24 protein-coding genes are annotated in these 23,229 nt (G+C 74.5%); 11 read left to right on the top strand and 13 right to left on the bottom strand.

The genetic code is table 11. From position 1 onward, the window contains the following. Positions 1–114: 114 nt before the first annotated feature. The 6 genes from ACFV0O_RS31700 to ACFV0O_RS31725 all read right to left on the bottom strand — a co-directional run bounded on the left by ACFV0O_RS31700 (position 115) and on the right by ACFV0O_RS31725 (position 5,599). Positions 115–558: an SHOCT domain-containing protein gene (locus tag ACFV0O_RS31700; protein ID WP_380347203.1), complete on the bottom strand. Its 444-nt coding sequence runs from the start codon at positions 556–558 to the stop codon at positions 115–117. 158 nt (positions 559–716) lie between these two features. After that, complete coding sequence (locus tag ACFV0O_RS31705; RefSeq protein ID WP_360259877.1) at positions 717–1,301, bottom strand: NUDIX hydrolase; 585 nt, start codon at positions 1,299–1,301, stop codon at positions 717–719. Beyond that, positions 1,298–2,458, bottom strand: a complete 1,161-nt coding sequence (locus ACFV0O_RS31710) for a type III polyketide synthase (protein WP_380347205.1) — start codon at positions 2,456–2,458, stop codon at positions 1,298–1,300. The genes ACFV0O_RS31705 and ACFV0O_RS31710 overlap by 4 nt, the downstream gene beginning before the upstream one ends. Positions 2,459–2,599: 141 nt before the next feature. Continuing rightward, entirely contained in the window at positions 2,600–3,805 is a 1,206-nt protein-coding gene (locus tag ACFV0O_RS31715; RefSeq protein ID WP_380347206.1) for a cytochrome P450, read from the bottom strand. A gap of 184 nt (positions 3,806–3,989) precedes the next feature. Then, entirely contained in the window at positions 3,990–4,694 is a 705-nt protein-coding gene (locus ACFV0O_RS31720; protein WP_380347208.1) for a response regulator, read from the bottom strand. Between the two features lie 23 nt (positions 4,695–4,717). Continuing rightward, positions 4,718–5,599 carry a sensor histidine kinase gene (locus ACFV0O_RS31725; RefSeq protein WP_380347210.1) on the bottom strand — a complete coding sequence of 294 codons (882 nt, stop codon included), beginning with the start codon at positions 5,597–5,599 and terminating at the stop codon, positions 4,718–4,720. A gap of 118 nt (positions 5,600–5,717) precedes the next feature. On the opposite strand from ACFV0O_RS31725, the gene ACFV0O_RS31730 reads away from it, so the two are divergent. The 4 genes from ACFV0O_RS31730 (at position 5,718) to ACFV0O_RS31745 (ending at position 10,578) form a co-directional block, all read left to right on the top strand. Then, positions 5,718–6,443, top strand: a complete 726-nt coding sequence (locus ACFV0O_RS31730) for an ABC transporter ATP-binding protein (RefSeq protein WP_360259868.1) — start codon at positions 5,718–5,720, stop codon at positions 6,441–6,443. Then, positions 6,440–8,752, top strand: a complete 2,313-nt coding sequence (locus tag ACFV0O_RS31735) for an FtsX-like permease family protein (protein WP_380347212.1) — start codon at positions 6,440–6,442, stop codon at positions 8,750–8,752. The genes ACFV0O_RS31730 and ACFV0O_RS31735 overlap by 4 nt, the downstream gene beginning before the upstream one ends. Positions 8,753–9,007: 255 nt before the next feature. Then, entirely contained in the window at positions 9,008–9,943 is a 936-nt protein-coding gene (hemC, locus tag ACFV0O_RS31740; RefSeq protein ID WP_380347214.1) for a hydroxymethylbilane synthase, read from the top strand. Between the two features lie 98 nt (positions 9,944–10,041). Beyond that, on the top strand, positions 10,042–10,578 hold the full coding sequence (locus ACFV0O_RS31745) for a hypothetical protein (protein ID WP_360259862.1): 537 nt from the start codon (positions 10,042–10,044) through the stop codon (positions 10,576–10,578). A 55-nt stretch (positions 10,579–10,633) separates the two neighbouring features. Here the strand turns inward: ACFV0O_RS31745 and ACFV0O_RS31750 are convergent, their stop codons facing one another. Then, positions 10,634–11,170, bottom strand: coding sequence for a winged helix-turn-helix domain-containing protein (locus ACFV0O_RS31750; RefSeq protein ID WP_360259860.1), 537 nt, complete (start codon positions 11,168–11,170; stop codon positions 10,634–10,636). Positions 11,171–11,199: 29 nt separating this feature from the next. Between ACFV0O_RS31750 and def the strand changes: the two genes are divergently transcribed. The 3 genes from def (at position 11,200) to ACFV0O_RS31765 (ending at position 13,518) form a co-directional block, all read left to right on the top strand. After that, on the top strand, positions 11,200–11,883 hold the full coding sequence (gene def, locus ACFV0O_RS31755; protein ID WP_380347216.1) for a peptide deformylase: 684 nt from the start codon (positions 11,200–11,202) through the stop codon (positions 11,881–11,883). A 222-nt stretch (positions 11,884–12,105) separates the two neighbouring features. Then, entirely contained in the window at positions 12,106–12,711 is a 606-nt protein-coding gene (locus ACFV0O_RS31760; RefSeq protein ID WP_380347217.1) for a hypothetical protein, read from the top strand. A 261-nt stretch (positions 12,712–12,972) separates the two neighbouring features. Continuing rightward, entirely contained in the window at positions 12,973–13,518 is a 546-nt protein-coding gene (locus tag ACFV0O_RS31765; protein ID WP_380347219.1) for a hypothetical protein, read from the top strand. 96 nt (positions 13,519–13,614) lie between these two features. Here ACFV0O_RS31765 and ACFV0O_RS31770 read toward each other — a convergent pair whose 3' ends face one another. Then, the gene (locus tag ACFV0O_RS31770) at positions 13,615–14,286 is read right to left on the bottom strand and encodes a TetR/AcrR family transcriptional regulator C-terminal ligand-binding domain-containing protein (protein ID WP_380347220.1); all 672 of its coding nucleotides are present in this window, start codon (positions 14,284–14,286) and stop codon (positions 13,615–13,617) included. 109 nt (positions 14,287–14,395) lie between these two features. Between ACFV0O_RS31770 and ACFV0O_RS31775 the strand changes: the two genes are divergently transcribed. Together ACFV0O_RS31775 and ACFV0O_RS31780 are read left to right on the top strand one after the other, a co-directional pair. Further along, positions 14,396–15,139: an SDR family oxidoreductase gene (locus ACFV0O_RS31775; protein ID WP_360259849.1), complete on the top strand. Its 744-nt coding sequence runs from the start codon at positions 14,396–14,398 to the stop codon at positions 15,137–15,139. A 199-nt stretch (positions 15,140–15,338) separates the two neighbouring features. Next, positions 15,339–15,722, top strand: coding sequence for a hypothetical protein (locus ACFV0O_RS31780; RefSeq protein WP_380347222.1), 384 nt, complete (start codon positions 15,339–15,341; stop codon positions 15,720–15,722). Here the strand turns inward: ACFV0O_RS31780 and ACFV0O_RS31785 are convergent. The 3 genes from ACFV0O_RS31785 to ACFV0O_RS31795 form a co-directional block, all read right to left on the bottom strand. Beyond that, positions 15,701–17,134, bottom strand: a complete 1,434-nt coding sequence (locus ACFV0O_RS31785; protein ID WP_380347224.1) for an SDR family oxidoreductase — start codon at positions 17,132–17,134, stop codon at positions 15,701–15,703. The genes ACFV0O_RS31780 and ACFV0O_RS31785 overlap by 22 nt on opposite strands. 161 nt (positions 17,135–17,295) lie before the next feature. Further along, positions 17,296–18,822 (bottom strand): carbohydrate binding domain-containing protein, encoded by a 1,527-nt coding sequence (locus tag ACFV0O_RS31790; RefSeq protein WP_380347226.1) that lies wholly within the window; start codon positions 18,820–18,822, stop codon positions 17,296–17,298. Positions 18,823–19,040: 218 nt separating this feature from the next. Beyond that, on the bottom strand, positions 19,041–19,637 hold the full coding sequence (locus ACFV0O_RS31795) for a choice-of-anchor C family protein (RefSeq protein WP_380347227.1): 597 nt from the start codon (positions 19,635–19,637) through the stop codon (positions 19,041–19,043). A 294-nt stretch (positions 19,638–19,931) separates the two neighbouring features. Here ACFV0O_RS31795 and ACFV0O_RS31800 point away from each other — a divergent pair, with 294 nt between their 5' ends. Next, positions 19,932–20,582, top strand: coding sequence for a GDSL-type esterase/lipase family protein (locus ACFV0O_RS31800; protein WP_380347229.1), 651 nt, complete (start codon positions 19,932–19,934; stop codon positions 20,580–20,582). Positions 20,583–20,681: 99 nt separating this feature from the next. Continuing rightward, a complete protein-coding gene (locus ACFV0O_RS31805) occupies positions 20,682–21,635 on the top strand; it encodes an aldo/keto reductase (protein WP_380347231.1) in 954 nt (317 codons plus the stop codon). Here the strand turns inward: ACFV0O_RS31805 and ACFV0O_RS31810 are convergent. Continuing rightward, positions 21,629–22,369 (bottom strand): GNAT family N-acetyltransferase, encoded by a 741-nt coding sequence (locus ACFV0O_RS31810; RefSeq protein WP_380347233.1) that lies wholly within the window; start codon positions 22,367–22,369, stop codon positions 21,629–21,631. The genes ACFV0O_RS31805 and ACFV0O_RS31810 overlap by 7 nt on opposite strands. Before the next feature lie 171 nt (positions 22,370–22,540). Beyond that, complete coding sequence (locus ACFV0O_RS31815) at positions 22,541–23,224, bottom strand: nitroreductase family protein (RefSeq protein ID WP_380347234.1); 684 nt, start codon at positions 23,222–23,224, stop codon at positions 22,541–22,543. Between the last annotated feature and the right edge of the window lie 5 nt (positions 23,225–23,229).

Genomic DNA, 23,229 nt, shown 5'->3' on the forward strand with positions numbered 1-23,229 from the left:
CCGCGCCCCCCGGCGGCCGCCCCCGTTACCGGGGAGCCGCCGGGGGGGCCGGTTGCCCCCAACCCCCACCGGCCCCGCCGTCGTACCGGTCACCGTGCCGGGGCACCGCTCCGGTCAGGTCAGGATCTTGTCCTTGGCCTTCTGGTACTCCTCCTCGGAGATGGCGCCCTTCTCCTTCAGGTCCGCCAGTTTCGCCAGGTCGTCGACGTGGCCGGCGCCGCCGCCGCTGGCCGCGTCGGACGCCGCCGCGTCCCGGATGTAGGCCTTGAACGCGGCGTCGTTCTGTCTGGCCTGTTCGATGTCGCGCCGGCCCATCGACTGCCCGCGGGCGATCAGGTAGATGAGGACGCCGATCAGGGGCAGGAGGATCACCAGGATCAGCCAGCCGGCCTTGCCCCAGCCGCTGAGGTCGTGGCTGCGGAAGATGTCCGTGATGATCTTGAACAGCAGGAAGAACCAGAGGATCCAGACGAACAGCTCCAGCATCGTCCAGAAGATGTTGAGCAGCGGGTAGTCGGTCGCGGCCAACGGTGACGCGGTCAGCGAAGAGGTGTCCATGGGTGATTCATATCACCACAAATCAGACATATGCCCCTGCTGTTCGGCCATTCCGGTGATCCTTCCCCGGAGCGGGAATACCCCGGCCGCGCGGGTGACGGGTCCCGCCCCCGCCCGTGACCGGTCCCGCCCGTGACGAGCCCCGCCCGTGACGGGTCCTATCCCAGGCCGGCCCGGCGCCGCAGCTCCACCGCCAGCCCGACCAGCTCGCCCCACCAGGCCTCGTGCCCGGTCAGCAGCAGCCGCTGCGCCTCGGCCGCCGGGACGGCGCGGACCTCGACCACCTGCTCGCCGTCCGCCGGGTTGGTCGGCGAGGAGTCCAGCACGACCTCGCCCCAGCCCCACAGCCAGGCCTTCTCCGGGTGCGGCTGCCACGGCCGGTACGGCACCGGGTCGTCGGTGCGGCAGCGGTGCGCGCCCAGCCAGCCCGGCTCGCCGACCAGCCGGGCGCCGGCCTCCTCGCGCAGCTCGCGCTCCAGGCAGGCGGCGACGCTCTCGTCCTGCTCCCGGGTGCCGCCGGGCAGGAACCAGTGGTCCTGGTCGTCCCGGCAGAGCACCACCTCGCCGTCCGCGAAGCCGACCAGGTGGATGTTGGTGACCAGGCCGTCCGGCGGCAGCTCGGTGGAGAACTGCGCGTCGTACCGTCCCCAGCTCCAGTACTGCGGCGCGTGCAACGCCGGGAAGCGGGAGGCGAGTTCGGCGGCTCTGACGGAGGCGTCGGTGCGGTCCGTGGTATCGGTCATTCGGTGATCGTAGTGCCGGCCGGGAAACGGCGGGGGACGGTCGGATGGACGAGGGCGATGCCGGAGGTGGAGAGGGCGCGCGGCCGTGGGGGGCGCACCGGATCGACCGGCGTGCCGACCCAACTCCCCAGGGAGATCTCAGCGGTGATGCCCGGTCCGAAGCCGGCGATCAGCCCGGTGGTGCCCTCGGGGACGCCGCCGTCGTCGAACAGCCGGGACAGCGCGTCGAAGACGACGGCACTGGCGATGTTGCCGCGCTCGGTGAGCGTTGCGCGGCTGTAGCGGAAGGTGGCCGGCTCCAGGTCGAGGAAGCGGCACAGGTCGTCCAGGATGCGCGGGCCGCCGGCGTGCACGATGTAGAAGCCGAGCCCGGAGACGTCCCAGCCGTGCTCGCCGGCCAGGCCGCGCAGTGCGGGCGCGAGCATCTCCATCGTGCCGGGCACCCGCTTGTCGAGCTGGAAATGGAAGCCGGTCTCCTTCACCCCGTAGGAGATCCAGTCCTCGGTGTCCGGGACGAGGTGCGAGCCGTTGCGTTCGACCTGCACGCCGTGCCCGCCGTGCCCGCGCATCACCACGGCGGCCACCGCGTCCCCGAACAGGCCGTTGGAGAGCAGCGAGCCGACGCCGAGGTCGGTCGGCTGGTAGCAGAGCGAGCAGAACTCGCAGGCGACGATGAGCACGTTGGCGCCGGGGTAGGCGCGGCAGAAGTCGTGCGCGCGGTTGACGGCGGCGCCGCCGGCCGCGCAGCCGAGCTGGGCGATCGGCACCTGGCGGGTGTCGGAGCGGAAGCCCATGGTGTTGATCAGCCAGGCGGTCATCGACGGCATCATGAAGCCGGTGCAGGACACGTAGACCATCAGGTCGATGTCCCGGGCGGTCAGCTCGGCGTACGCGAGCGCTCGTTCGACCACCTCGGGGACGCGGCGCTTGGCCTCGCGCTCGTACACCTCGTTGCGGACGGTGAAGCCCGGGTGGGTGAGGGTGCGCTCGATCGGCTGGACCAGGTGCCTGGTGCGGACGCCGGTGTTCTCGATCAGCCGCAGGGCCAGGCCGAGCTGGGGGTGGCCGGCGTGCAGGGCGCGGGCCAGGTCCAGGGTCTCGTCGAGGGTGATGACGTGCTCGGGCACGGCGATGGCGGGGCGGCAGAGTGTTGCCATGGGTGCGGGTCTCCCCTGGGGGGCCTGGGGGCAGGCCGGTGGATGCGTGGAACGGTGAAGCCGGCCGTGCGGCGGCGGGCGGTGGTGCGCGGTGCGCGGAGGCGGGCGGTGGTGCGCGGTGCGCGGCGGCCGGGGAGGCGGCTACCAGGCCACCGGCAGGGTGCGCGGGAAGCGCCAGATCGAGCCGGAGTCCCAGTCGAGGTCGGCCGGTGCGACGGCCAGGCGCAGGCCGGGGAAGCGCCGCAGCAGGGTGCCGATGGCGACCTGCAGCTCCATCCGGGCCAGGTGCGAGCCGAGGCAGTGGTGCTGGCCGTGGCCGAAGGCCATGTGGGTGGGTGCGCCGCGGTCGAGGTCCAGCTCGTCGGGGCGCTCGTACACGGCCGGGTCGCGGTTGGCGGTCAGGTAGGAGACGTGCACCGCCTCGCCGGCCCGGATCGCCACCCCGCCCAGCTCGACGTCCTCGGTGGCGACCCGGGCGATGCCGACGCCCTGGCGGAACGGGATGAAGCGCAGCAGCTCCTCCAGGGCGCGCGGCAGCAGGTCGGGCTGGGCGCGGAGTTTGGCGAGCTGCTCGGGGTGGGTGAGCAGGGTGTAGGTGATGTTGCCGAGCTGGTAGGTGCTGGTGTCGTGGCCGGTGACCAGCAGGACCATCGCCATGACGGTCAGCTCGTCGGCGTCCAGCAGTTCGTCGCCGTCGCGGGCGGTGGCGAGCGCGCTGATCAGGTCCTCGCCCGGGTCGGCGCGGCGGGCGGCGGTGAGCTCGCCGAAGTAGGCGCGCAGGGCGGTCTTGGCGGCCTCCTGGCCGTCCCGGCTGCCCGGGCCCATCCGCATCATCGCGACGGCGTGGCCGCGCAGTTCGGCGCGGTCGTCGGCGGGGATGTCCAGCAGCTCGCAGATGGTGGTGAGCGGCAGCCGGCCGGCCAGGAAGTGCATCAGGTCGGCGGGGGAGCCGTGTTCCGCCATCTCGTCGAAGTAGTCGTCGACGGTCCGCTGGGTGGCCGGGCGCATCCGCTCGACCTGGCGGTTGGTGAAGCCCTGGGCGACCAGGCGGCGCAGCCGGTTGTGGGCGGGCGGGTCCATCAGGTTGATGGCCTCGGCCTGGGCGATCGGGGCCGGCGTCATCCGCGGCAGGTCGCGGCCGATGCCCGCGGCGCGACTGAACCGGCGGTCGGTGGTGACCGTCCGGACGTCCTCGTAGCGGGTGGCCAGCCAGGCCTCTCCCTCGCCGTGCGGCAGCCGGATCCGGGCGACCGGGGCCTCGGTGAGCAGTCGCTTGAGGAGGGGGTCGAACTCCAGGCCGTCGGTGTGGTGGAAGGGGCAGTCCCACACGGGGGGAGTGGTGGTCACGGGCCTGTCCAATGGTCTTCGTCATGCCGGGTGATGCGGCCCGAGGTGTTCTTCCGTTCGGGCGCGGACATGCAGATGTTCCCCCATGGACTGGCAAAAAGGCGGATTCGACGGGGAGTTAGCTCTAATGAGTGAGCCGGCTGATTGTCATGCGAACTGTCCGGTCACTGTGGCGAGTTGGGGATCAGCCCGCGCCGCCCGGCGCGACCAGCCCGGTCTCGTAGGCGAGGACCACCGCCTGCGCCCGGTCGCGCAGGTGCAACTTGGCGAAGATCCGGGCCACGTGCGTCTTCACCGTCGACTCGCTGAGGGTGAGTTCGCGCGCCAGCTCGGTGTTGGACAGCCCGCGTCCGAGCAGGGCCAGCACCTCCGCCTCGCGCGGGGTCAGCGGGGTGAGGTCGCGGTGCAGCGCCGGGCCGTCGGCGCCGGGGGCCGGGCGCGGGGCGCCGGCCGCGAACCGCTCGACCAGCCGCCGGGTGATCGAGGGTGCGAGCAGGGCGTCCCCGGTGTCCACCAGCCGTACGGCGGCGGCGAGGTGGGCGGAGGTGACGTCCTTCAGCAGGAAGCCGCTGGCACCCGCGGACAGGGCGGCGTAGACGTAGTGGTCCAGGTCGAAGGTGGTCAGCATGATCACCCGGCAGCCGGGCACCCCGGCGAGGATGCGCCGGGCCGCCTCCAGGCCGTCCATGCCGGGCATCCGGATGTCCAGCAGGGCGACGTCCGGCCGGTGCAGGACGGCGGCGGCCACCGCCTCGGCGCCGTCGCCGGCCTCGGCGACCACGTCGATGCCGCGCGCGGTGAGGATCATCCGGAAACCGGTGCGCACCAGCTCCTGGTCGTCGGCGATCACCACCCGGGGGCGGCGCTCCTGATCCTTCTCTTCTTCCACGGTGCCCTCCGTCGGGTGTTCCGTCACGGCCGGTCCAGCGGGATGCGGGCGCGGACCCGGTAGCCCCCGCCGAGCCGGCGCCGGGCGTCCAGGTCCCCGCCGTACACGGCGACGCGCTCGCGCAGGCCGATCAGCCCGCGTCCGGCGCCGTCGCCCCGGCGGGGCGACGGGACGGGCTCGGCGGGGCCGCCGGGCGCGGCGGCCGGTCCGCCGACGAGCACGCTCGGCCCGCTGTTGAGCACCTCGACCCGCAGGTAGTGGTCCGCGTAGCGCACCGTCACCTGGGCCGTCACCCCGGTCCCGTGCTTGAGCGCGTTGGTCAGTGCCTCCTGGACGATCCGGTACGCCGTCACGTCGATCCCGGCCGGCAGCGGCCTCGGCTCGCCGGAGATCCGGACCTCGACCGGCAGCCCGGCGAAGGCGAAGCGGTCGACCAGCGGGCTCAGTCGGCCCAGGCTCGGCTGCGGCGCGAAGTCCTCCCGCACCGGCTCCTCGCTGCCGTCCGCGGCGGGGGCGAGCAGCCCCAGCAGGTGCCGCAGTTCGGTCATCGCGTCCCGGCCGGCGGCCTCGACGGCGGCCATCGCCGCCGCCGCTTCCTCCGGCATGGTGGCCAGTACCTCGCGCGCCGCGCCCGCCTGAACCACCATCAGGCTCACGTTGTGGCTGACGATGTCGTGCAACTCGGCGGCGATCCGGTTCCGTTCGGCGTCCACGGCGGTCCGGGCGGCGCTCTCCCGCTCCCGCTCCAGCAGCCAGCCGCGCTCGCCGATCGCCGCCCGGTGCAGTCGCCGCGCCCGGGCCAGCGCCACGGCCAGCCAGCCGGCGCCCGCGCACGCCACCCCGGCCACCGCGACGGCGGCCCACTCCGTTCCCGTTCCCCACACGGCGTCAGCTTCGCAGGTCACGTCATGATCCGCGTCACCCGGGGGTGCCGGGCCCGTACATCCCCGGTACTACGGGGGTGCGCGGTTACACCCCGGGTGGGACGTGCCGGCCCGGCGCCCCCGCCTACCGTCGTCCACCATGAGCAACGACCACGACGGGACCTCCCGGCCGGACGACGCGCAGGTCGTCGTCGAGCTGTCCGGGGTCCACAAGGAGTTCGGCGACGCCAAGGCGCTCGACGGCGTCGACCTGCGGATCCGGGCGGGCGAGGCGGTCGCCGTGATGGGCCCCTCCGGGTGCGGCAAGTCCACCCTGCTGAACATGGTGGCCGGACTGGACCGGCCCACCGCCGGCACCGTCCGGGTGCAGGGGCAGGACCTCGGGCAGCTGAACGAGACCGGGCTGGCACTGTTCCGCCGCCGCCACATCGGCATGATCTTCCAGTTCTTCAACCTGATCGACGACCTCCCGGCCCTCGACAACGTCGCCCTGGCCGCCCAACTGACCGGCACCACCGCCCGCCAGGCCCGCCGCCGCGCACTGGAACTGCTCGACGAACTCGGCGTCGCGCACCGCAAGGACGTCTACCCGGCCGCGCTCAGCGGCGGCGAACGCCAACGGGTCGCGGTGGCCCGGGCCCTGGTGAACCGCCCGGCCCTGCTGCTCGCGGACGAGCCGACCGGCGCGCTGGACAGCCGCTCCGGCGAGCAGGTGATGGACCTGCTGATCGACCTCAACCAGATCGGGCAGACCCTGCTGATCGTCACCCACGACCCCAATCTGGCCACCCGCTGCGCCAGTCGGCTGGTCGAGGTCGCGGACGGCAAGGTGGCGCGCGAGCGGATGCTGGAGGCGCAGTCGTGACCGGCGCCGTGTGGCGGGCCTCCCGGGCGGCCGTGAAGCGCCGCCGGGTGCAGACCGTGGTGATCGGCCTGGTCGTCTTCTGCTCCACCACCACCGTGCTGCTCGCCCTCGCGGTGATCAGCGCCGCCCGGGCGCCCTTCGACGACGCGTTCTCCCAGCAGCGCGGCGCCCACGTCGTCGCCGCCTTCGACCCGGCGGCGGCCTCGGCGGAGCAACTGGCCGCCACCGCCCACCGGCCGGGCGTCGAGGCGGCCGCCGGGCCGTTCGACCAGGCCCTGGTGGAGATCTCCGGCGACTGGCTCGGCCGCCCGCCCGGAACGCTGACCCTGGTCGGCCGGTCCGACCCGGGTGCCGGGCCGGTGGACCGGGCGCAACTGCTGGGGGGCCGCTGGGCCACCGGCCCGGGCGAGGTGGTCATCAACGAGCCGTTCGGCGGCTTCGCGAAGGCGCTCCTGGAACAGCAGATGACCCTCAGCAGCGGCGAACGGCTCACCGTCGTCGGTTTCGCCACCAGCATGAGCCAGAGCGCCGGCGGGTGGGTCACCCCCGGGCAGGCGGCCGCCCTGCACCCCGTCGGCCGGCAGATGCTCTACCGGTTCTCCGACGCCTCCGACGAGCAGCGGCTCACCTCCGCCATGGACGGCGTCACCGAGGGCCTGCCGAAGGACGCGCTCACCAACGTGCAGTCGTACCTGGTGCTGAAGCAGGCCTTCTCGGCGGGCGCGGACGCCTACCTGCCGCTGATGACGGTCTTCGGCGTGCTCGGCCTGGTCGTCGCCGCACTGATCGTCGGCAACGTGGTGAGCGGCGCGGTGGTCTCCGGCTACCGGCACATCGGTGTGCTGAAGTCGATCGGCTTCACCCCGCGCCAGGTGGTCACCGTCTACCTGACGATGGTCTCGGTGCCTGCGGTCGTCGGCACCGTCCTCGGGACGGCGGCCGGCTGGGCGGCGTCGTACCCGATCCTCCAGTCCGCCTTCTCGGGGATCACCACCGGCACCGCCGTGATCGAGCCGGCCGGCTGGCTGCCCGCCGCCACCCTGGTCAGCGTGCCGCTGCTGGTCCTCCTCGCCGCGCTCGTCCCGGCCTCGCGCGCCCACCGGCTCTCCGCCGCCCAGGCCATCTCGGCCGGCAGCGCGCCGCGCACCGGGCGCGGGCTGAAGATCCAGCGCCGGCTGGCCGGCACCCGGCTGCCGCGCGCCGTCAGCCTCGGCCTCGGCCAGCCCTTCGCCCGCCCCGCCCGGACCGCGCTCACCATGGCGGCGATCGTCCTCGGGGTGCTCACCGTGACGGTGACGACCGGCCTGAGCAGTACCCTGACCAAGCTGATGGATCACCGCGACGGCCACACCCACATCAACGTGCTGACCGCCCACTTCGCGGGCAACAAGACCGAGCCCCGGCTCACCCCCGCCCAGACCGAGACGATGCTGCGGACCACCCCGGGCGCCGAACGGGTCTCCGTCCGCGGGCTGGTCCAGGTCGGGCTGGTCGGCTACCCCCAGCCGGCCTTCGCCGACTTCTACAGCGGCGACGACATCGCCAACCCCAAGCGCCTCGACGTCGTGAAGGGCCGCCCGGCGACCGGGCCGAACGAGATCGAGGCCGGGCCCTCCTTCCTCAAACAGCACGGGCTCGGGATCGGCGACCGGCTCACCCTGGACCTGGACGGACGGCACCTGACCGTCACGGTGGTCGGCGAGGAGAGCCAGGGCAACGCCCGGGCGTTCGCCACCAACGACGCCACCCGGTCCGCGCTCACCGACGACCCGCACGCCGTCGAGTACGACGTGAAGCTCGCCCAGGGCGCCGACGCCGAGGCCTACCAGCGGGCGGTCACCGCCGCCGACCCGAGCCTGTCGCCCTCGGTGTTCGCGCCCGACCTGGCGGGTCCCGTCGTCGCGGTCATCGGCTTCGCCACGACCTTCACGGTGCTGCTGTCGGTGGTCGCCGCGCTCGGCGTCTTCAACACCCTGCTGCTCACCATCCGTGAGCGCCGCCGGGACCTCGGCATGCTCAAGTCGATCGGGATGACGCCCCGGCAGGTGGTGACGATGACGATCACCTCGGTGGCCTGGCAGGGCGCGGTCAGCGCGGTCATCGGCGTCCCGGCCGGAATCCTGGCGCACCGGCTGCTCGTCGAGAACGTCGGGAGCATCGTCTTCCCGGAGTCGGTGATCGACATCTGGGACGCCCTGCCGCTCACCGGGCTCGCCTTCGCGGGTGTCGCGATCGCCGTCCTGGGCGCGCTCGTCCCGGCGCGGTCGGCGGCGCGGCTGCCGATCGCGGAGGTGCTGCACAACGAGTGAGTCCCAGGGGGACGGTGGGGGGCGGCCGGACCGGGAACCGCCCGGCCGCCGTCCCCTCCTGGGTTTCCCGGGCCGTCCCGGGCCGTCGGGGGACCGTCCCGGGCCGTCCGGGAGCGTCCCGGGCCGTCCGGGACCGCGATCGACGCCGTGGGGCCGGTGGTGCGGAACGGGCGGCAGGGGCGGATGAGGCGGCACTGTGCGCCACATGCCTGACGTGCCGTCAAGGAAGGCCGTTCGACGGCCTATCATCGCGCCATGTCCACCGCAGAGCTGATCCGCATCGTCTCCCGCTCCTCGCCCATGGCGCTCGCCCAGGTCGAGCGGGTCCGCGCCGAACTCGCCGTCCTGCACCCGGGCCTGCGCACCGAGGTGGTGCCGGTCACCACCTCGGGCGACCGCTGGACCGGGGACCTCGCGCACCTGGGCGGCAAGGGCGCGTTCACCAAGGAGGTCGACGCCGCGCTGCTCGCCGGAGAGGCCGACGTGGCCGTGCACTGCCTCAAGGACGTGCCCGCCGACCGCCCGCTGCCCGCCGGCACCGTCTTCGCCGCCTACCTGCGCCGGGACGACATCCGCGACGCCCTCGTCCACCCCGGCGGCCTGACGCTCGCCGAACTCCCGCCCGGCACCCGGATCGGCACCTCCTCCGTCCGCCGCACCGCCCAGCTCGCCTCCTCGCACCCGCACCTGGAATGCGTGCCGATCCGGGGCAACGCCAACAGCCGGCTCGCCAAGCTCGAAGCCGGGACGGTGGACGCCCTGCTGCTCGCCGTGTCCGGCCTGGAGCGGATCGGCGAGCAGGCGCGGATCACCGAGGTCCTCGGCGTCGAGGCGATGTGCCCGCCGATCGGCGCCGGGATCCTCGTCCTGCAGTGCCGCCAGGACGACACCGCGACCATCGACGCCGTCACCACGCTCGGCCACCACGACACCTGGCGCGAGGCGGCGGCGGAGCGGATGTTCCTGCACGTGCTGCAGGGCCACTGCAACAGCCCGATCGCCGGCTACGCCAAGGCCGAGCCGGACGGCCGCCTCTCGCTGCGCGGCCGGGTCTTCACCCCGGACGGCAAGCAGGTGCTGGACGCCCACGAGTGGGCGGGCGCGCTCAGCCCGGAGGACCTGGGGACCTCGGTCGCCCTGGCGCTCAAGCGGCAGGGGGCGCAGGAACTGATCTCCTCGATCCCGCACTGACCGCGAGGACGGTGAGGACCGGGAGGACCGGGAGGACCGGGAGGGATTCTCCCCGCCCCGAGCAGAACCGGGCGGGGGTCCGCGGCGTCCGTTGAGAAGTGATCAGTGCGGTGCTCGGCGCGATGCCGATGTTCTGGCCCGGGCTCCTGCTCTCGCTGGCGCCGGCGGCCCTGCTGAACCGGCAGGTGGGGCGGCTGCTGCGGGCCCACTGGGCGGTCGGCTTCGTGCTGCTGCTCGGGCTCGGCGGGGTGATCGTGGCGACCCTGCTGCCGGAGGCGTTCCGGCTCTCCGAGGACGCCGTCCGGCACTGCACCGTGGCCGGCGGGCGGCCGCGGTCGCCGTACGAGCTGCTGCACGTCCGGCACATCGAGCTCAAGCTGGCGACGTACGCCCCGGTCGGCTTCGCGGCCGCCCTGGCGGGCACCCGGCGGCGGGCGGCGGTGGCGCTGCTGGCGACGGCGGCGCTGCCGTTCGCGGTGTCGGTGTTGCACTACGCGCTGCCGGTGATCGGGCGGACCTGCGACGTGCAGGACGTCTGGGACGGCGTGCAGGGGGTCGTGCTGGGTGCGGCGGCCGGTCTGCTGGTCGGGCCGCTGGTACGGGCGGTGGCCCGGCAGTCCTGGCGCCGGGCCTGAGCGCCGGCCCGGGACCGGGGCGTCGGGCTCCTGTTCCACCGGGCCCGAGCGCCGGTCACCGCTCCTGGGCAGGCTCGTCGAGGAGCGGGAAGAGGCGGGTGACGGCGGCGACCGGCCGGGAGCCGGCGGGGCGGGTGGCCGGGTCGGTGTCGCGGCCCCGGTAGCGGGCGAGGACCTGCCGGACGGCCTCGCCGACGGCCGCCAGTTCGGCGGGGGTCAGGTGGACGACGGTGCTGAAGGCCTCGTCGTGCTGCCACTGCGCCGGGGCTTCGGCGCGCCGGGCGAGCCAGCGCCGGTGGCTCTCGTCCTCCAGGCCCCGGGCCAGGGCGTCGAACCCCTCGTCGTCCGCGACGGGGCGCGGTTCCTGCGGCAGGCGCCACGGCCGGGCCCGTCCGTCGGCGGCCGGGGCCTCCTCGATCAGTCCGTGGCGGGCGAGCTGCCGCAGGTGGAACGAGCACAGGCCGGAGCTGTGGCCGAGCCGGGCGGCGGCCTCGGTGGAGGTGACGGTGCCGCGCTCCGCCAGCAGCTCCAGCAGCGCGGTCCGTACGGCGTGTTCGGGGAGGGCGCCGGTTCTGACGAGGTCTTCGGTCACTTTGCAAAGTCTGCTACTTTGCAAAGTCGATGACAAGCCCGACCCCCGGAGGGAACCCCGTGTCCGAGCTGCGCGAACGTCCGACCGTCCTGCGGATCACCGAGGTGGGGGAGGACATCCTGCGCCACACCTGCCGGACGGCGACCGACGAGGACTTCGGCAGCGAGCGCCTGGCCCGGCTGATCGAGTCGATGTTCGTCACCATGGCCGTCGCCGACGGCTGCGGCCTCGCCGCCAACCAGGTGGACGTGGACCTGCGGCTGTTCGTCTACGACTGCACCGACGACGACGGCGTCCGGCACGTCGGTCACGTGCTCAACCCGGTGGTGGAGGAGCAGGAGCCCGGCCGCGCGCTGATCGAGGAGGTCGAGGGCTGCCTGTCCGTGCCCGGTGCCAACACCCGGCTCGCCCGTCCCGCCCGCACCGTGGTGCACGGCGTCGACCAGTACGGCGACCCCGTCACGATCGAGGGCGCCGGCTACTTCGCCCGTTGCCTCCAGCACGAGACCGACCACCTGAACGGCGGGCTGTACATCGACCGGCTCTCCGCACGGGACCGCAAGCGGATGATGAAGCAGACCGCCGACCGTCGGGAGAAGGTGTTCGCCGAGCGGGCCGCCAAGGCTGCCAAGGTTGCCACGACCGCCGAGACCGCCGAGGTCGCCGCGACCGCCGGAGCCGCCGCGACCGCCGGGGCCGGGCGCCGGCAGTGACGCGGTGAGCACCCCCGACCACCCGGTCTCGTTCGCCTCGCACCCCGTCCCGGCGGACCGGCTCGTGGGGGTGCCGGAGCGGGCCGGGTGCACCGGCACGACGCGTTCGGAGCAGCCGCACCCCGAGAGGGTCCGCCGCTCGTAGGCCTGTCTGTCTGCCTGCCTGTCCGCCCGCCTGCCGACCGAGTCGGCTGTCGGCCGCCCCCGCTACGGTCGCTCGTCATGGACAAGGAACTCCTGAACGGCGCTGCCCCCCTGCCGGGCCGGGTCGGCCATGTCGGCGGCATCGAGTCGCTGACCCTCGACGGGCGCCGCTCCTACTTCGGCTTCGACCACGCGAGCGATCTGGTGCTGTCGCCGATGATCGACGACCCGGCGGTGATGGCGGCCTTCGCGAGCCGGTACCTGCGTCAGACCACCGGCGGTCACGACGCCGCGTACTGGGCGGACCTGGTCACGGCGGCGGTCGACGGCTCGGGGCTGGTCGGCGACGACGCCGGGCGGGAGTTCACCTCCCGGTCCCTGCGCGCCGGGTTGCCCGACCCCGGGAGCCACCTGCTCTACCTCCTGGGCGCGGCCACCGGGTGGGACGCCTGGTTCGAGGAGGCGCCGGAGGCGCTGGCGGCGTACCGGCGGCTCGGATTCGAGGAGGAGGACGACGAGTTCCTCGACCACTGCCTGGCGGTCGTCCGGGAGCACGGCGCGGGGGAGCGGCCCGACGAGTGGACCGTCGCGCGCCACCACCTCACCACGGCGGTCGACCGGCTGCCGGGCAACTGGCGGGTGCTGTTCGATCCGGTCGTGGACGGCGTCCTCGGCTTCGCGTGAGCGCGGTCGCCCGGCTCCACCGGCGGCGGGTCCGCCACCCGTGACCTCGCTCGCACGGTCGCGCCCGCGGTCGACCCGACCGTGCCGGACGGCGCCGGGTCCCGGGACGCCGACCGGCAGCTGACGCCGTCCTTCCGTCCGCGGGCGAGGACCGACGATCCGTCTCCACCTCAGGGACGACGGGAGGTCGGCTCCCGAGGGGGAGGCGGCGGGGCCGCACGGTGGACGCGCGGCGGGGGTGGCGTTCGGGACGGTGGTCCCATGCTGAAGAACATTCCGGTGGGCGACACCGAACGCCCCGTCCCCCGTTGGGCGTTGCGCCTCGCCAAGGCCCTCCCGTTCATCGTGCTGCCGCACTGCCTGTGGCGGCTGCCGTTCGCGTTCGACGTCAGGATGGGTCTCGTCGACCCGAACGCGGGGCCGTACGTCTGGTGGTACACCCCGTACGTGATCGGCCTGAGCGTGGTCACCGAGGCGCTGACGATCCTGACCCTGGGGCTGGTCAGCGGCTGGGGCGAGGTGTTCCCGCGCTGGGTGCCGTTCCTGCGCGGCCGCCGGGTGCCGCCGCTCGCGGCGCTCGTGCCGGCCGTCCTCGGGGGCCTGACCCTGGTCGCCCTCTTCGACGGCATACCCCTCGCCTGGCTCGGCGTGTTCCAGGAGGTCGGCTACCGCAACGGCTGGTGGATGGTCCTGGGCCGGGTCTGCACGTCGACGGCGATGTTCTGGGGCCCCGCCACCCTCGCCCTGGCCTGGGCCTACCACCGCCGGCGCAGGCCGGCCGCCGCTTCCCCCGCAGCCGCCGCCTGACGCCCGGTGTCCCGGAGCGCACGGCACCTGCCGTGCCGTGCGCGCCGGGCACCCGCCGTGCCGTGCGCCCGGGTCCGCCCCGGCTCGCCGGGGAGGTCAGTCGCCCGCGTGCCCGGTGAGCAGCGAGTCGGCGAGGCGTTCCGCCGTGTCCTGGTCCAGCGGTCCGTGCCCGAGCAGGAAGCGGTACCAGAACACGCCGTAGACCTGGTCCACGATCAGGTCCAGGTCGGCGTTCCCGGCGAGCTCTCCGCGGTCGCGGCCCCGGGAGAGGAGGTCGTGCAGGGCGGTGCGGCGGGTGGCGGTGAAGCTCCGCATGAGGTCGGCGAGGTGCGGGTCCCGGGCGGCCTCGCGGGCGAGGGCGCGCAGCGCGGAGGCGGTGGTGCCGTGCTGGGCGGCGTCGAAGGTGGTGGCGACGAAGGCGCGCAGGTCGGTGCGCAGGGCGCCGGTGTCGGGGCCGTCGACGTCCTGGTCGGCGCGGTCGGTGAGGGCGTCGAGCAGCACGGCGCCCTTGGAGGGCCACCACCGGTAGACGGTCTGCTTGCCGACGCCGGCCGTACGGGCGATGGCGTCGATGGTGACGGGCGCGCCGTCCGGGTCCGCGAGCAGGTCGAGGGCGGCGTCGAGGATCGCCCGGTGGGCGGCCTCGTTGCGGCGGCGTCCGGTGTGCGGCCGGGCGGACGGGGCCTGCCCGGGTGTCGGGTCGGGTGTCGGGTCCGGTGCCGGATCGGTTCGCCCCGACCGTTCCGTTCGGGGTTCGGTCTCGCTCATGGTCTCCCGCTCCTCCGGTCCGTTCCCTTGTCCGAGCTTGACAAGACTAGCAGTCTCGACAAACATCATTGCCGGAACGGACGGTCTCGACAAGTTGAAGGGTACCACCATGAGCACTGCATCGAACCTCTTCGCCGGACAGCGCGTCGTCGTCATGGGCGGCAGCTCCGGCATCGGCGAGGCCGCCGCCACCGCCTTCGCGGCCGACGGAGCCGAGGTCGTGGTCACCGGCCGCGACCGCGAGCGGCTCGACGCCGCCGTCGCCCGGATCGGCGGCAGGACCACCGGCCGCCGGCTGGACGCGGCCGACCCCGCCGCCGTCGCCGCCTTCTTCGCCGAGGAGGGCACCGTGGACCACCTGGTCGTCGCGGTCAGCGGCGCGGCCGGCAGCGGCCCGTTCGCCCGGCTCGACCTGGCCGAGCTCGCCACCGGCTTCGACGCCAAGTTCTGGCCCCAGGTCCGCGTCCTGCAGGCAGCGCTCCCGCACCTGCGCCAGGACGGCTCGGTCACCCTGATCACCGCCGCCTCCGCCCGCGCCGCCATCCCCGGCACCGCCGGACTGGCCGCCATCAACGGCGCGCTGGAGGCGATGGTGCCGCCGCTGGCCGTCGAGCTGGCCCCGCTGCGGGTCAACGCGGTCTCGCCCGGCGTGATCGACACCCCGTGGTGGGACCGCGTCCCGGCCGAGCAGCGCACCGCGCTCTTCGAGGGCCTCGCCGCCACCACCCCGGTCGGCCGGGTCGGCCGCGCCGAGGACGTCGCCCGGGCGATCCACATGCTGGCGGCCAACACCTTCGTGACGGGTGTGGTGTTCGACTGCACCGGCGGGGCCAACCTGCCCACCGGGCGCTGAGCACGCCGGACGGCCCGGCCCGGGAGCACTCCCCGGGCCGGGCCGTTGTCGCACCCCGTCCGTACGGTTCGGGCATGGACGTTCCCGAGGTGATCCCGATCCGGCACGAGCCGCAGGGGCGCACCCGCACCATCGGCCGCCGGCGGGGCGGCGAGTTCTTCGCCTCCGTCACCGGCCCGGCCGGCCGGGGTGGTACGCGGTGCTGCACCGCTTCGACCCCGCGGGCCGGCACCTCGACTCGCGGGTCCGGGCCACGGCCACCGGCCCCGACGCCCGGCAGCTGCTGGACGCGTGGCCGGCCGCCCTGCCCGGCCGCGAGTACCGGGACATCGCGATCGAGCCGTTCGAGGTCCGGGTCGACGGCGAGCTGTTCGAGGTCCGGGTCGACGGCGAGCTGTTCGGGCTCGTCGTCGAGGAGGACGACGAGGTGGAGGAGGACGAGGAGGACCTACCGCTTCACCGCCGAGCTCCTCCCCGACGGCCTGGGCTTCCACGAGCCGTGGTGCGGCTGCTACGACACCTGAGCGGCGGCCGCCCGGGACGGCCGGGCGGCCCGGCCGGTCACCACTCCGCGACCCGGTAGTCCTTGAGGAACACCCCCGACAGCGGCTCCCCGGCCTCGCCCCGGACGATCGGGTCGTAGACCCGGGCCGCGCCGTCCACGATGTCGAGCGGCGTGCGGAAGCCCAGCCCGGCGAGGCGGGCCTTCTTGGGCGCCGGGTTCTCGTCGGTGATCCAGCCGGTGTCGACGGCGCACATGTGCACGCCCCGGGTGGCGAGTTCGGCGGCGCTGGTGCGGGTGAGCATGTTGAGCGCGGCCTTCGCCATGTTGGTGTGCGGGTGCCGCGCGGTCTTGTTGCGGACGGCGAACCGGCCCTCCACCGCCGTGACGTTGACGATGTAGCGGGAGGGGTGCGGGGAGGCCAGCAGCAGCGGCAGCAGCCGGTCGCAGAGCAGGGCCGGGGCCAGGGCGTTGACCAGCTGGGTCTCCAGGACCTCGGCCGGGTCGAGCGAACCGAGCGTGGCGGACCAGGAGTTGGCGGGGGCGAGGTCGGGCAGCAGCCCGGCCTCGTCGGTGCCGCCGCTCGGTTCGCCCGGGCCGCCCGTCCCGATCAACGACGCGGCTCCGGACGTCAGCCGGGCGCCCGGAGCGGACGGCCGGAAGCCCGGGGCGTGGCTGATCGCCCGACGGTCGGCGGCGGGCAGGGCGTCCCGCTCGCCGGCGGCCAGCAGCGCGTACGACTCGGGCGGGCGGCGCAGCGTCTGGGCGGCGTTGTTGACGAGGATGTCGAGCGGACGTCCGTCGGCGCGGAACCGCTCGGTCAGGCCCAGGACCTGGCGCGGGTCGCGGAGGTCGATGCCGACCACGCTGAGGCGCTCCCACCACTGCTCGCTGCCCTCGGCGGCGCGGAAGCGGCGGACGGTGTCCTGCGGGAAGCGGCTGGTGACGGTCAGCTCGGCGCCGTCGCGCAGCATCATCAGGGCGAGCTGGAAGCCGATCTTCACCCGGCCGCCGGTGAGCAGCGCGCGGCGCCCGCGCAGGTCGGTGCGCAGGGCCCGGCGGGCGGTGTTGTCGGCCGAGCAGTCCGGGCAGAGCATGTGGTAGAAGCCGTCGACCCGGCGGTAGGCCTGTTTGCAGACGTAGCACTTGCGCCGGAGCTGCAGTTCGCCGACCGGTCCGGTGGGGTCGGCGGTGAGCGGTGCGTCCTCGCGGCGGTGCCGGGCGCCGGTCGCGGTGGCGGCGAGCAGTTCGGCGTCGGCCTGCCGGACGGCCTCCTTGGCCTCCTGGCGGCGGCGCTTGCGGCTCTCCATGACGAACGAGCTGAGCTGCCGCTCGACGTGCAGCCGGCCGCGGTCGTGCGGGGGCAGTGCCCGCAGCCGGCCGAGGGTGCGGCTGAACGCGGCGAGTTCCTCGGCGCTGGGGCCCGTCGCGCCGGCGGCCTCGCCGGTCGGATGGATCGTGCTGAGCTGGTTGTGGTCGTCCCGGACCGTCATGTCCGCCCCCTCGTGCCGTACAGGTGGGTGGGACAGTAGCCGACGGTCCGGGATGATGGGATGCCAATTTTCTCCGGTCGGCCGCCGACGGGCTCGTCCGGGAGCGCCGGGGTGCCGGCGGCCCTTCCCGGGCTGCCGGCACTCCGGTCGTGCTGCGGGGATCAGCCCGCGTACCGGCTGAAGATCCTGGCGAACTCGTACGGCTGCTGCGGGATGTCGGTGCACTTGGAGAGCGAGCCGCCGGTGCAGGCGTTGGCGTCCCGGGTGGCGTCCCAGAAGGCGAGCAGGCCGAGGTGGTTCTGCTGGGCGAACGTCACCAGCTGCTGGGCGGCGGCCTGGTCGTAGATCTGGTGGTCGTCGTTCTCGCCGATCATCGGGGTGACGCCGACCATGGCCCACAGCTGGGCGTCGGTCTTCGCCGGGTAGAGGGCTTTGAGCTGGCCGAACAGCGACTGGGCGGCCTGGACGGCGGCGTTGCCGTAGTCCGTCCCGCTGCGGTAGTAGTCCATCGCCATGACGTTGACCAGGTCGGTGGTCACCCCGGCGTCGCGGGCCGACTTCGCGATGGCGACGCCCTCGGCGGTCAGGCCCTCGGGCAGGACCGGCAGGGTGAAGGAGACCTTGAGGCCGGGGTGGGCCTGCTGCAGCTTGGCGAGCGCGGCGGAGCGGCGGTCGTTGGCGGCGGTGTCGGCGATCGCCGCGCCCTCGATGTCGAAGTCGACGTAGCGCAGGCCGTAGGCCTTCACCACGGCGTCGTACTCGGCGAACAGCGCGTCCACCGAGGTGCAGGCGGCGGCGAGTTCGGTGCCGGCGGCCCCGCCGAAGGAGACCTTGACGTCGCCGCCGGCCGCGCGCAGCGCGTCGATCTGGTCCTTGGCCCACCCGGTGCGCGGGTCGTAGGCGTTGAACCAGCCGGCCTTGCAGCCGACGCCGGTGACGAAGCCCATGGTGTAGCCCTTGAGGCCGCCCGCCTTGGCCATGTCGGGCATGGACGGGGTGGGCCAGGCGCCCATGTCGATGTAGGGGGCGACCGGGAGCGGGGTGTTCGGTGGCGGGGTGGTCGGCCCGCCGGTGGGCGTCGAGGTCGGGGTGCCGGTGGGCGTGCCGGTCGGGGTCGTCGAGGTGGGCGGCGGGGTGGTGGGGGTGCCGCCGGGGCCGGTCAGGGTGATGTCGTCGGCGAGGTAGCCGCCCTGTCCGTACCAGCCGTGCAGGTACACGGTGACGCTGGTGGTGGCGGGGCCGGTGGTGAAGCCGGTCGACAGCTGCTGCCAGCCGGCGCCGCCCGGGGTCCAGACGGCCGGGTCGGTGACGCCGCTGCCGGTGGCTCCGAGGTAGACGTACTGGCCCTGCACCCAGGCGCTGAGGCCGTAGGTGGTGTTGGGCCGGACGCTGACGGTCTGTTCGCACTGCGCGGTGTCGCTCGCGGTCACCGCCCCCTTCAGCGCGTACGTCCCGCTGTGCGCGCCGGAGCCGACGACGCCGCCGGTGCCGGCGGAACAGCTCCAGGGGCTGAGCGCGCCGCTCTCCAGGCCGCCGTTGGCGAGCAGGTTGCCGTCGGCGGCGCCGGCGTTCCCGGCGAGGACGGCCAGGCCGCCGGCGGCCAGCGCGGTGGCGGCGGTGAGGCTCAGCAGGGTGGTCCGGCGGGCGGGGCGGCGGTGCGTGGGGGCAGGCTGGATCGCGCTGGGCATGGGGGTGCCTCTCGGGACGTGGTGGGCCGCCCGCGCCGCGAGGGGGGAGACACGGGGCGGGCGGCGGCCTGGGGTGGTCCGGTGCGGGGGAGCGCGGTGCTGAGCATCAAACTGGACTAGACCAGCTGTGCACGTCAAGCACTTCCCGGCACCGGACGCCCCGCCGAGGGCAGGCTTTAGGAGGGGTTAAGGCGGCGGCGCCCAGGGGCTGCGGACGGTCAGCCGCAGCACGGCTTGCACTCCGTGACCCGCACGTCGTCGATCACCGGCCCGTACGCCCCGGCCACGGTGCTGGCGAAGGCCAGGGTGGTGGAGGAGTTCTGGGCGACGAAGGTGAACTGCCGTCCCACGTACCCCATCGCGGCTGCGCTCCTGCCGGTGACGTCGAAGGTGAAGGCCTGGAAGTCCTGGCCGTCGATGCGCGCCCAGCCGGTCCGTACGGCGGGCCCGCCCGCCGGGTTGCCGGCCAGGGCGTACGTGACCGAGTAGGTGGCGCCGGGGGTGGTGGTGAAGGTCTGGGCGATGGTGCCGCTGTTGGCGCCGTTGAGGTCCACCGACTGGTCGCCCTCGGCGGCCTGCCAGAAGCCGGCGCCGATCAGGTCGACGCTGCCGGCGGTGATCCGCCACGGGCCGATGGTCTGACCGGCGGTCAGTTCGGTGAAGGCGTTCGCCGGGACCTTGGGCGACTCGAAGCTGCCGTCGTCGAAGCGGCTGAGCGCGCGGTTGCCGCCGGCGGCCTGGGCCGGGACGGCGAGCGTGACGGCGGCGGCCGCGAGCAGGGCGACGGCGGTGGCGCGGGTGCGCGAGAGCTGCATGGGTTCCTCCCCGATCGGATGTGAACGGACGGGCCCGGTGGTGAACCGAGACGTCGACGGTCGGCTGTGCACAGAGCGTCGACCGTCCCGGTCGGTGCTGCCAAGACCGGACGGTCGGCGCCCGGTGGTGCGGGAGGTCCGTGCGCGGGCTCCGGTGCGCCGGTTTGACGGGGCGTCACCTCTGTCGGCCCGGCGAAAGGTCCGGGGGCGAACGGCGGAGGACTGGCGGTCGACTCGCCCGCCCGGTGGTGAAAGCGGAAGCGCGCGCCCCGCTCGCGCCCCTACGGTGGGCCGATGACCATACGAACCGGCTTCGAAGGACCGCGGATCTGCTTCCTCGGTGACTCCTTCGTCCAAGGCCTGGGCGACCCGGAGTTCCGCGGGTGGGTCGGTCGGGTGCTGCAGGCCGCGGCCCCGGGCGCCACCGCCTTCAACCTCGGCGTCCGGCGCGACTCCTCGGCGCAGGTGCTGCGGCGCTGTTGGCCCGAGGTCGGGGCGCGCGTCCTGCCCGGGGCGGACAACCGGCTGGTGGTCTCGGTCGGTGCCAACGACGCGATGGAGGAGGCCGGCGTCCCCCGGGTGGCGCACCACGACACCCTGGCGAACCTCGCCGCCCTGCTCGACGGCGCCCGCGAGCGCGGCCTCGGCGCCCTGGTGGTCGGCCCGCCGCCGGTGGTCTGCGGGGGAGCGGCGCACCTGGACCGGTTGCGGGCGCTCGTCCCCGCGATGGCCGGGCTGTGCGCCGACGCCGGGGTGCCGTTCGTCGACGTCACGGGGGCGCTGGCCGGCGATCCGGTCTGGACGGCCGAGGCCCGGGCGGGGGACGGCGCGCACCCGGGAGCCGGCGGGTACGGGCGGCTGGCGGAGCTGGTCCTGGCGGGCGGCTTCCGCGCCTGGGCGGGACCGGGGCCCGGGCCGGACGGGTCCGGGCCGGAACGGACTTGACCTCGAGTGCACTCCAAGGTGAAAGCTGACGGCGTCGATCACGCACCACCACGGAAACCACCGCGCGGACCGCGCGGACACCACGATGGGAGCACCGTCATGCGCAACGTCCCGTTCGGTACCACCGGCCCGGAGATCGGCGTCGTCGGTCTCGGCTGCATGGGCATGACCTGGGCCTACGACGTGCAGAACCGGGACGACGAGAACTCCGTCCGGGTGATCCGGCAGGCGCTGGACCTCGGCGTCGGCCTGATCGACACCGCCGACATGTACGGCCCCTACACCAACGAGGAGGTCGTCGGCGCCGCGCTGGCCGGCCCGTACCGGGAGCGCGCCTTCCTGGCCACCAAGGTGGGCATCGTCCCGGGCGGCGGCGGCCAGCAGGCGCGCAACGGCCGGCCCGAGCACGTGCGGCGCTCCATCGACGAGAGCCTGCGCCGGCTGGGCACCGACCACGTCGACCTCTACCAGCTGCACCGGGTCGACCCGGAGGTCCCGATCGAGGAGACCTGGGGCGCGTTCGCCGAGGTCGTCGCGGCGGGCAAGGCCCGGAGCATCGGCCTCTCCGAGGTGACCGTCGAGGAGATCGAGCGGGCGCGGTCGGTGCACCCGGTGGCCTCCGTGCAGAACGAGCTGTCGCTGTGGACCCGGGACGCGCTGGCCGAGGTGCTGCCGTACACCGAACGGCACGGGATCGCCCTGCTGCCGTTCTCGCCGCTCGGCCGGGGCTTCCTGACCGGCAGCATCTCCTCCTTCGACGAGCTGCCCGCCGACGACTTCCGCCGCCGGCTGCCGCGCTTCCAGCAGGACGCGCTCAAGGCGAACCTGGCGCTGGTCGCGAAGGTCCGGGCGGTCGCCGAGCGGATCGGTGCCACGCCCGCGCAGGTCGCGCTGGCCTGGGTGCTGGCGCAGGGCCGGTACGTCTTCCCGATCCCGGGCACCAGGACGCCGCGCTACCTGGTGGACAACGTGGGGGCGGCCGGGCTCGTGCTCTCGGCCGCCGACCTCGCCGAGCTGGACGGGCTGCCGGCGCCGACCGGCGGGCGCTACTGAGCGGTTCCCCGGCCGGCCGGTCCCGGCCGGCTCCGGGGGGCCTCGGGATCCTGGGGGTTCCGGGGGTCCTGGGTGTCCTGGGGGTCCTGGGGGTTCCGGCCCGCGCCGGATGGCCCGGACCGCTCCTTGACCCACACGAGCTGCCGTCCGGTCTCGCCCGGAGCCCGGACGGCGGCCTCGGCGATCCGGTCCAGCCGGTAGCCGAGCTTGCGCGGGACGGCCGCGCTGGCCGCGTTCGCCCGGTCGCAGTGGATCTCGACCCGGGTGATGCCGGGCAGGGCCAGCGCGGCCTCGGTCAGCGCCCCGGCCGCGGTGGTGGCGATGCCGCGGCCGACGTGCCCGGCGGCGACCCAGTAGCCGATCTCCAGTGCGCCCGGGCCGATCCGCCCGTGCAGGCCGAACGCGCCGATCACCCCGCCGGGTTCGCTGTTCAGCCCGGCCAGGTACATGAAGTCGGTGCCCGCCTCCCAGGCGGCGGAGCCGGCCCGGGCGAGCTCGGCGGTCTGCGCCCGGGTGGGGGCCTCGGCCGCCCACTCCAGCCAGGGGCGCAGGTGCTCCAGGTTGGCGCGGACGGCCCGGTTCAGCGCCACCGCGTGGGTGCTGCGGCGGCGGCGCAGCCAGAGGCCGCCGGGCAGCCGCAGCAGTTCGGGCGGCCGCCCGGTGGTCGCCTCCACGGCGGCCCGCGCCCGTCCGGCCGGGGCCGGGTCACAGGACCGTGACTGTGCTTGGCTCATGGCGGCGATTATGTCCTTGGCCCGGACCTGTCACCATCCGGGCCCCCTCCGGACACCCTGACGGCGGGCGCACGGGCCCGGCCCCGGCGTGCGGTCGGGACGGCCGGCGTGCAGCGGGGACCTGCGGTGCACCACCGGGGCGCCCGGCGCCCGGGGTGCGGCCCCGGCGCGTCAGAGCCGGACCAGCACCTCGTCGAGCTCCTTGCGCCGCAGGTCCGGCACGCGCGCCCCCTCGGCCGGGTAGCCGACCGGGATCACGTAGGCCGCCCGCTCCTCGGCCGGGCGGTCGCACACCTCGTTGAGGAACCGCATCGGGCTCGGCGTGTGGGTCAGCGTGGCCAGCCCGGCCTGGTGCAGCGAGGCCAGCAGCAGCCCGACCGCGATCCCCACCGACTCCTTGGTGTAGTAGGGCCGCGGCGAGTCGGGGCCCTTGTGCACCTCGAACACCACGATCACGGCCGGCGCGTCCTCCAGGAACGGCTTGCGCCAGTCGGTGCCGATCGGCGCGAGCGCGGCCAGCCACTCCTCCGACGCCCGGTGGCCGTAGAACTCGCGCTCCTCGGCCTCGGCGGCCTCGCGCAGCCGCCGCTTGCGCTCCGGGTCGGTGATCACCACGAACCGCCAGGGCTGGACGTGCGCGCCGCTGGGCGCGGTGCCCGCGGTCCGCACCGCCCATTCGACGACGCCGTCCGGGATCGGGCGGGTGGCGTAGTCGCGGACGGTGCGGCGCCGGGCCATCACCTCGTGGAAGGACCTGCTGCGCTCCTCGGCCTCGTGGGCCGGGACGGTCACGGGGGCGAGGGGGACGGTCGGGTGGGACGTCCCCGCCGCGGTGCTCTCTGCACTGTCAACCATGGCGG

It is taken from the genome of Kitasatospora sp. NPDC059577 (assembly GCF_042735475.1).
Classification (GTDB): Bacteria; Actinomycetota; Actinomycetes; order Streptomycetales; family Streptomycetaceae; genus Kitasatospora.

Coding starts and splice junctions, on each gene's coding strand:
- ACFV0O_RS31700 (WP_380347203.1), bottom strand. CDS start 558: ATGGACACCTCTTCGCTGACCGCGTCACCGTTGGCCGCGACCGACTAC.
- ACFV0O_RS31705 (WP_360259877.1), bottom strand. CDS start 1,301: ATGACCGATACCACGGACCGCACCGACGCCTCCGTCAGAGCCGCCGAA.
- ACFV0O_RS31710 (WP_380347205.1), bottom strand. CDS start 2,458: ATGGCAACACTCTGCCGCCCCGCCATCGCCGTGCCCGAGCACGTCATC.
- ACFV0O_RS31730 (WP_360259868.1), top strand. CDS start 5,718: ATGAGCAACGACCACGACGGGACCTCCCGGCCGGACGACGCGCAGGTC.
- hemC (WP_380347214.1), top strand. CDS start 9,008: ATGTCCACCGCAGAGCTGATCCGCATCGTCTCCCGCTCCTCGCCCATG.
- def (WP_380347216.1), top strand. CDS start 11,200: ATGACAAGCCCGACCCCCGGAGGGAACCCCGTGTCCGAGCTGCGCGAA.
- ACFV0O_RS31760 (WP_380347217.1), top strand. CDS start 12,106: ATGGACAAGGAACTCCTGAACGGCGCTGCCCCCCTGCCGGGCCGGGTC.
- ACFV0O_RS31765 (WP_380347219.1), top strand. CDS start 12,973: ATGCTGAAGAACATTCCGGTGGGCGACACCGAACGCCCCGTCCCCCGT.
- ACFV0O_RS31770 (WP_380347220.1), bottom strand. CDS start 14,286: ATGAGCGAGACCGAACCCCGAACGGAACGGTCGGGGCGAACCGATCCG.
- ACFV0O_RS31775 (WP_360259849.1), top strand. CDS start 14,396: ATGAGCACTGCATCGAACCTCTTCGCCGGACAGCGCGTCGTCGTCATG.
- ACFV0O_RS31785 (WP_380347224.1), bottom strand. CDS start 17,134: ATGACGGTCCGGGACGACCACAACCAGCTCAGCACGATCCATCCGACC.
- ACFV0O_RS31790 (WP_380347226.1), bottom strand. CDS start 18,822: ATGCCCAGCGCGATCCAGCCTGCCCCCACGCACCGCCGCCCCGCCCGC.
- ACFV0O_RS31795 (WP_380347227.1), bottom strand. CDS start 19,637: ATGCAGCTCTCGCGCACCCGCGCCACCGCCGTCGCCCTGCTCGCGGCC.
- ACFV0O_RS31800 (WP_380347229.1), top strand. CDS start 19,932: ATGACCATACGAACCGGCTTCGAAGGACCGCGGATCTGCTTCCTCGGT.
- ACFV0O_RS31805 (WP_380347231.1), top strand. CDS start 20,682: ATGCGCAACGTCCCGTTCGGTACCACCGGCCCGGAGATCGGCGTCGTC.
- ACFV0O_RS31810 (WP_380347233.1), bottom strand. CDS start 22,369: ATGAGCCAAGCACAGTCACGGTCCTGTGACCCGGCCCCGGCCGGACGG.
- ACFV0O_RS31815 (WP_380347234.1), bottom strand. CDS start 23,224: ATGGTTGACAGTGCAGAGAGCACCGCGGCGGGGACGTCCCACCCGACC.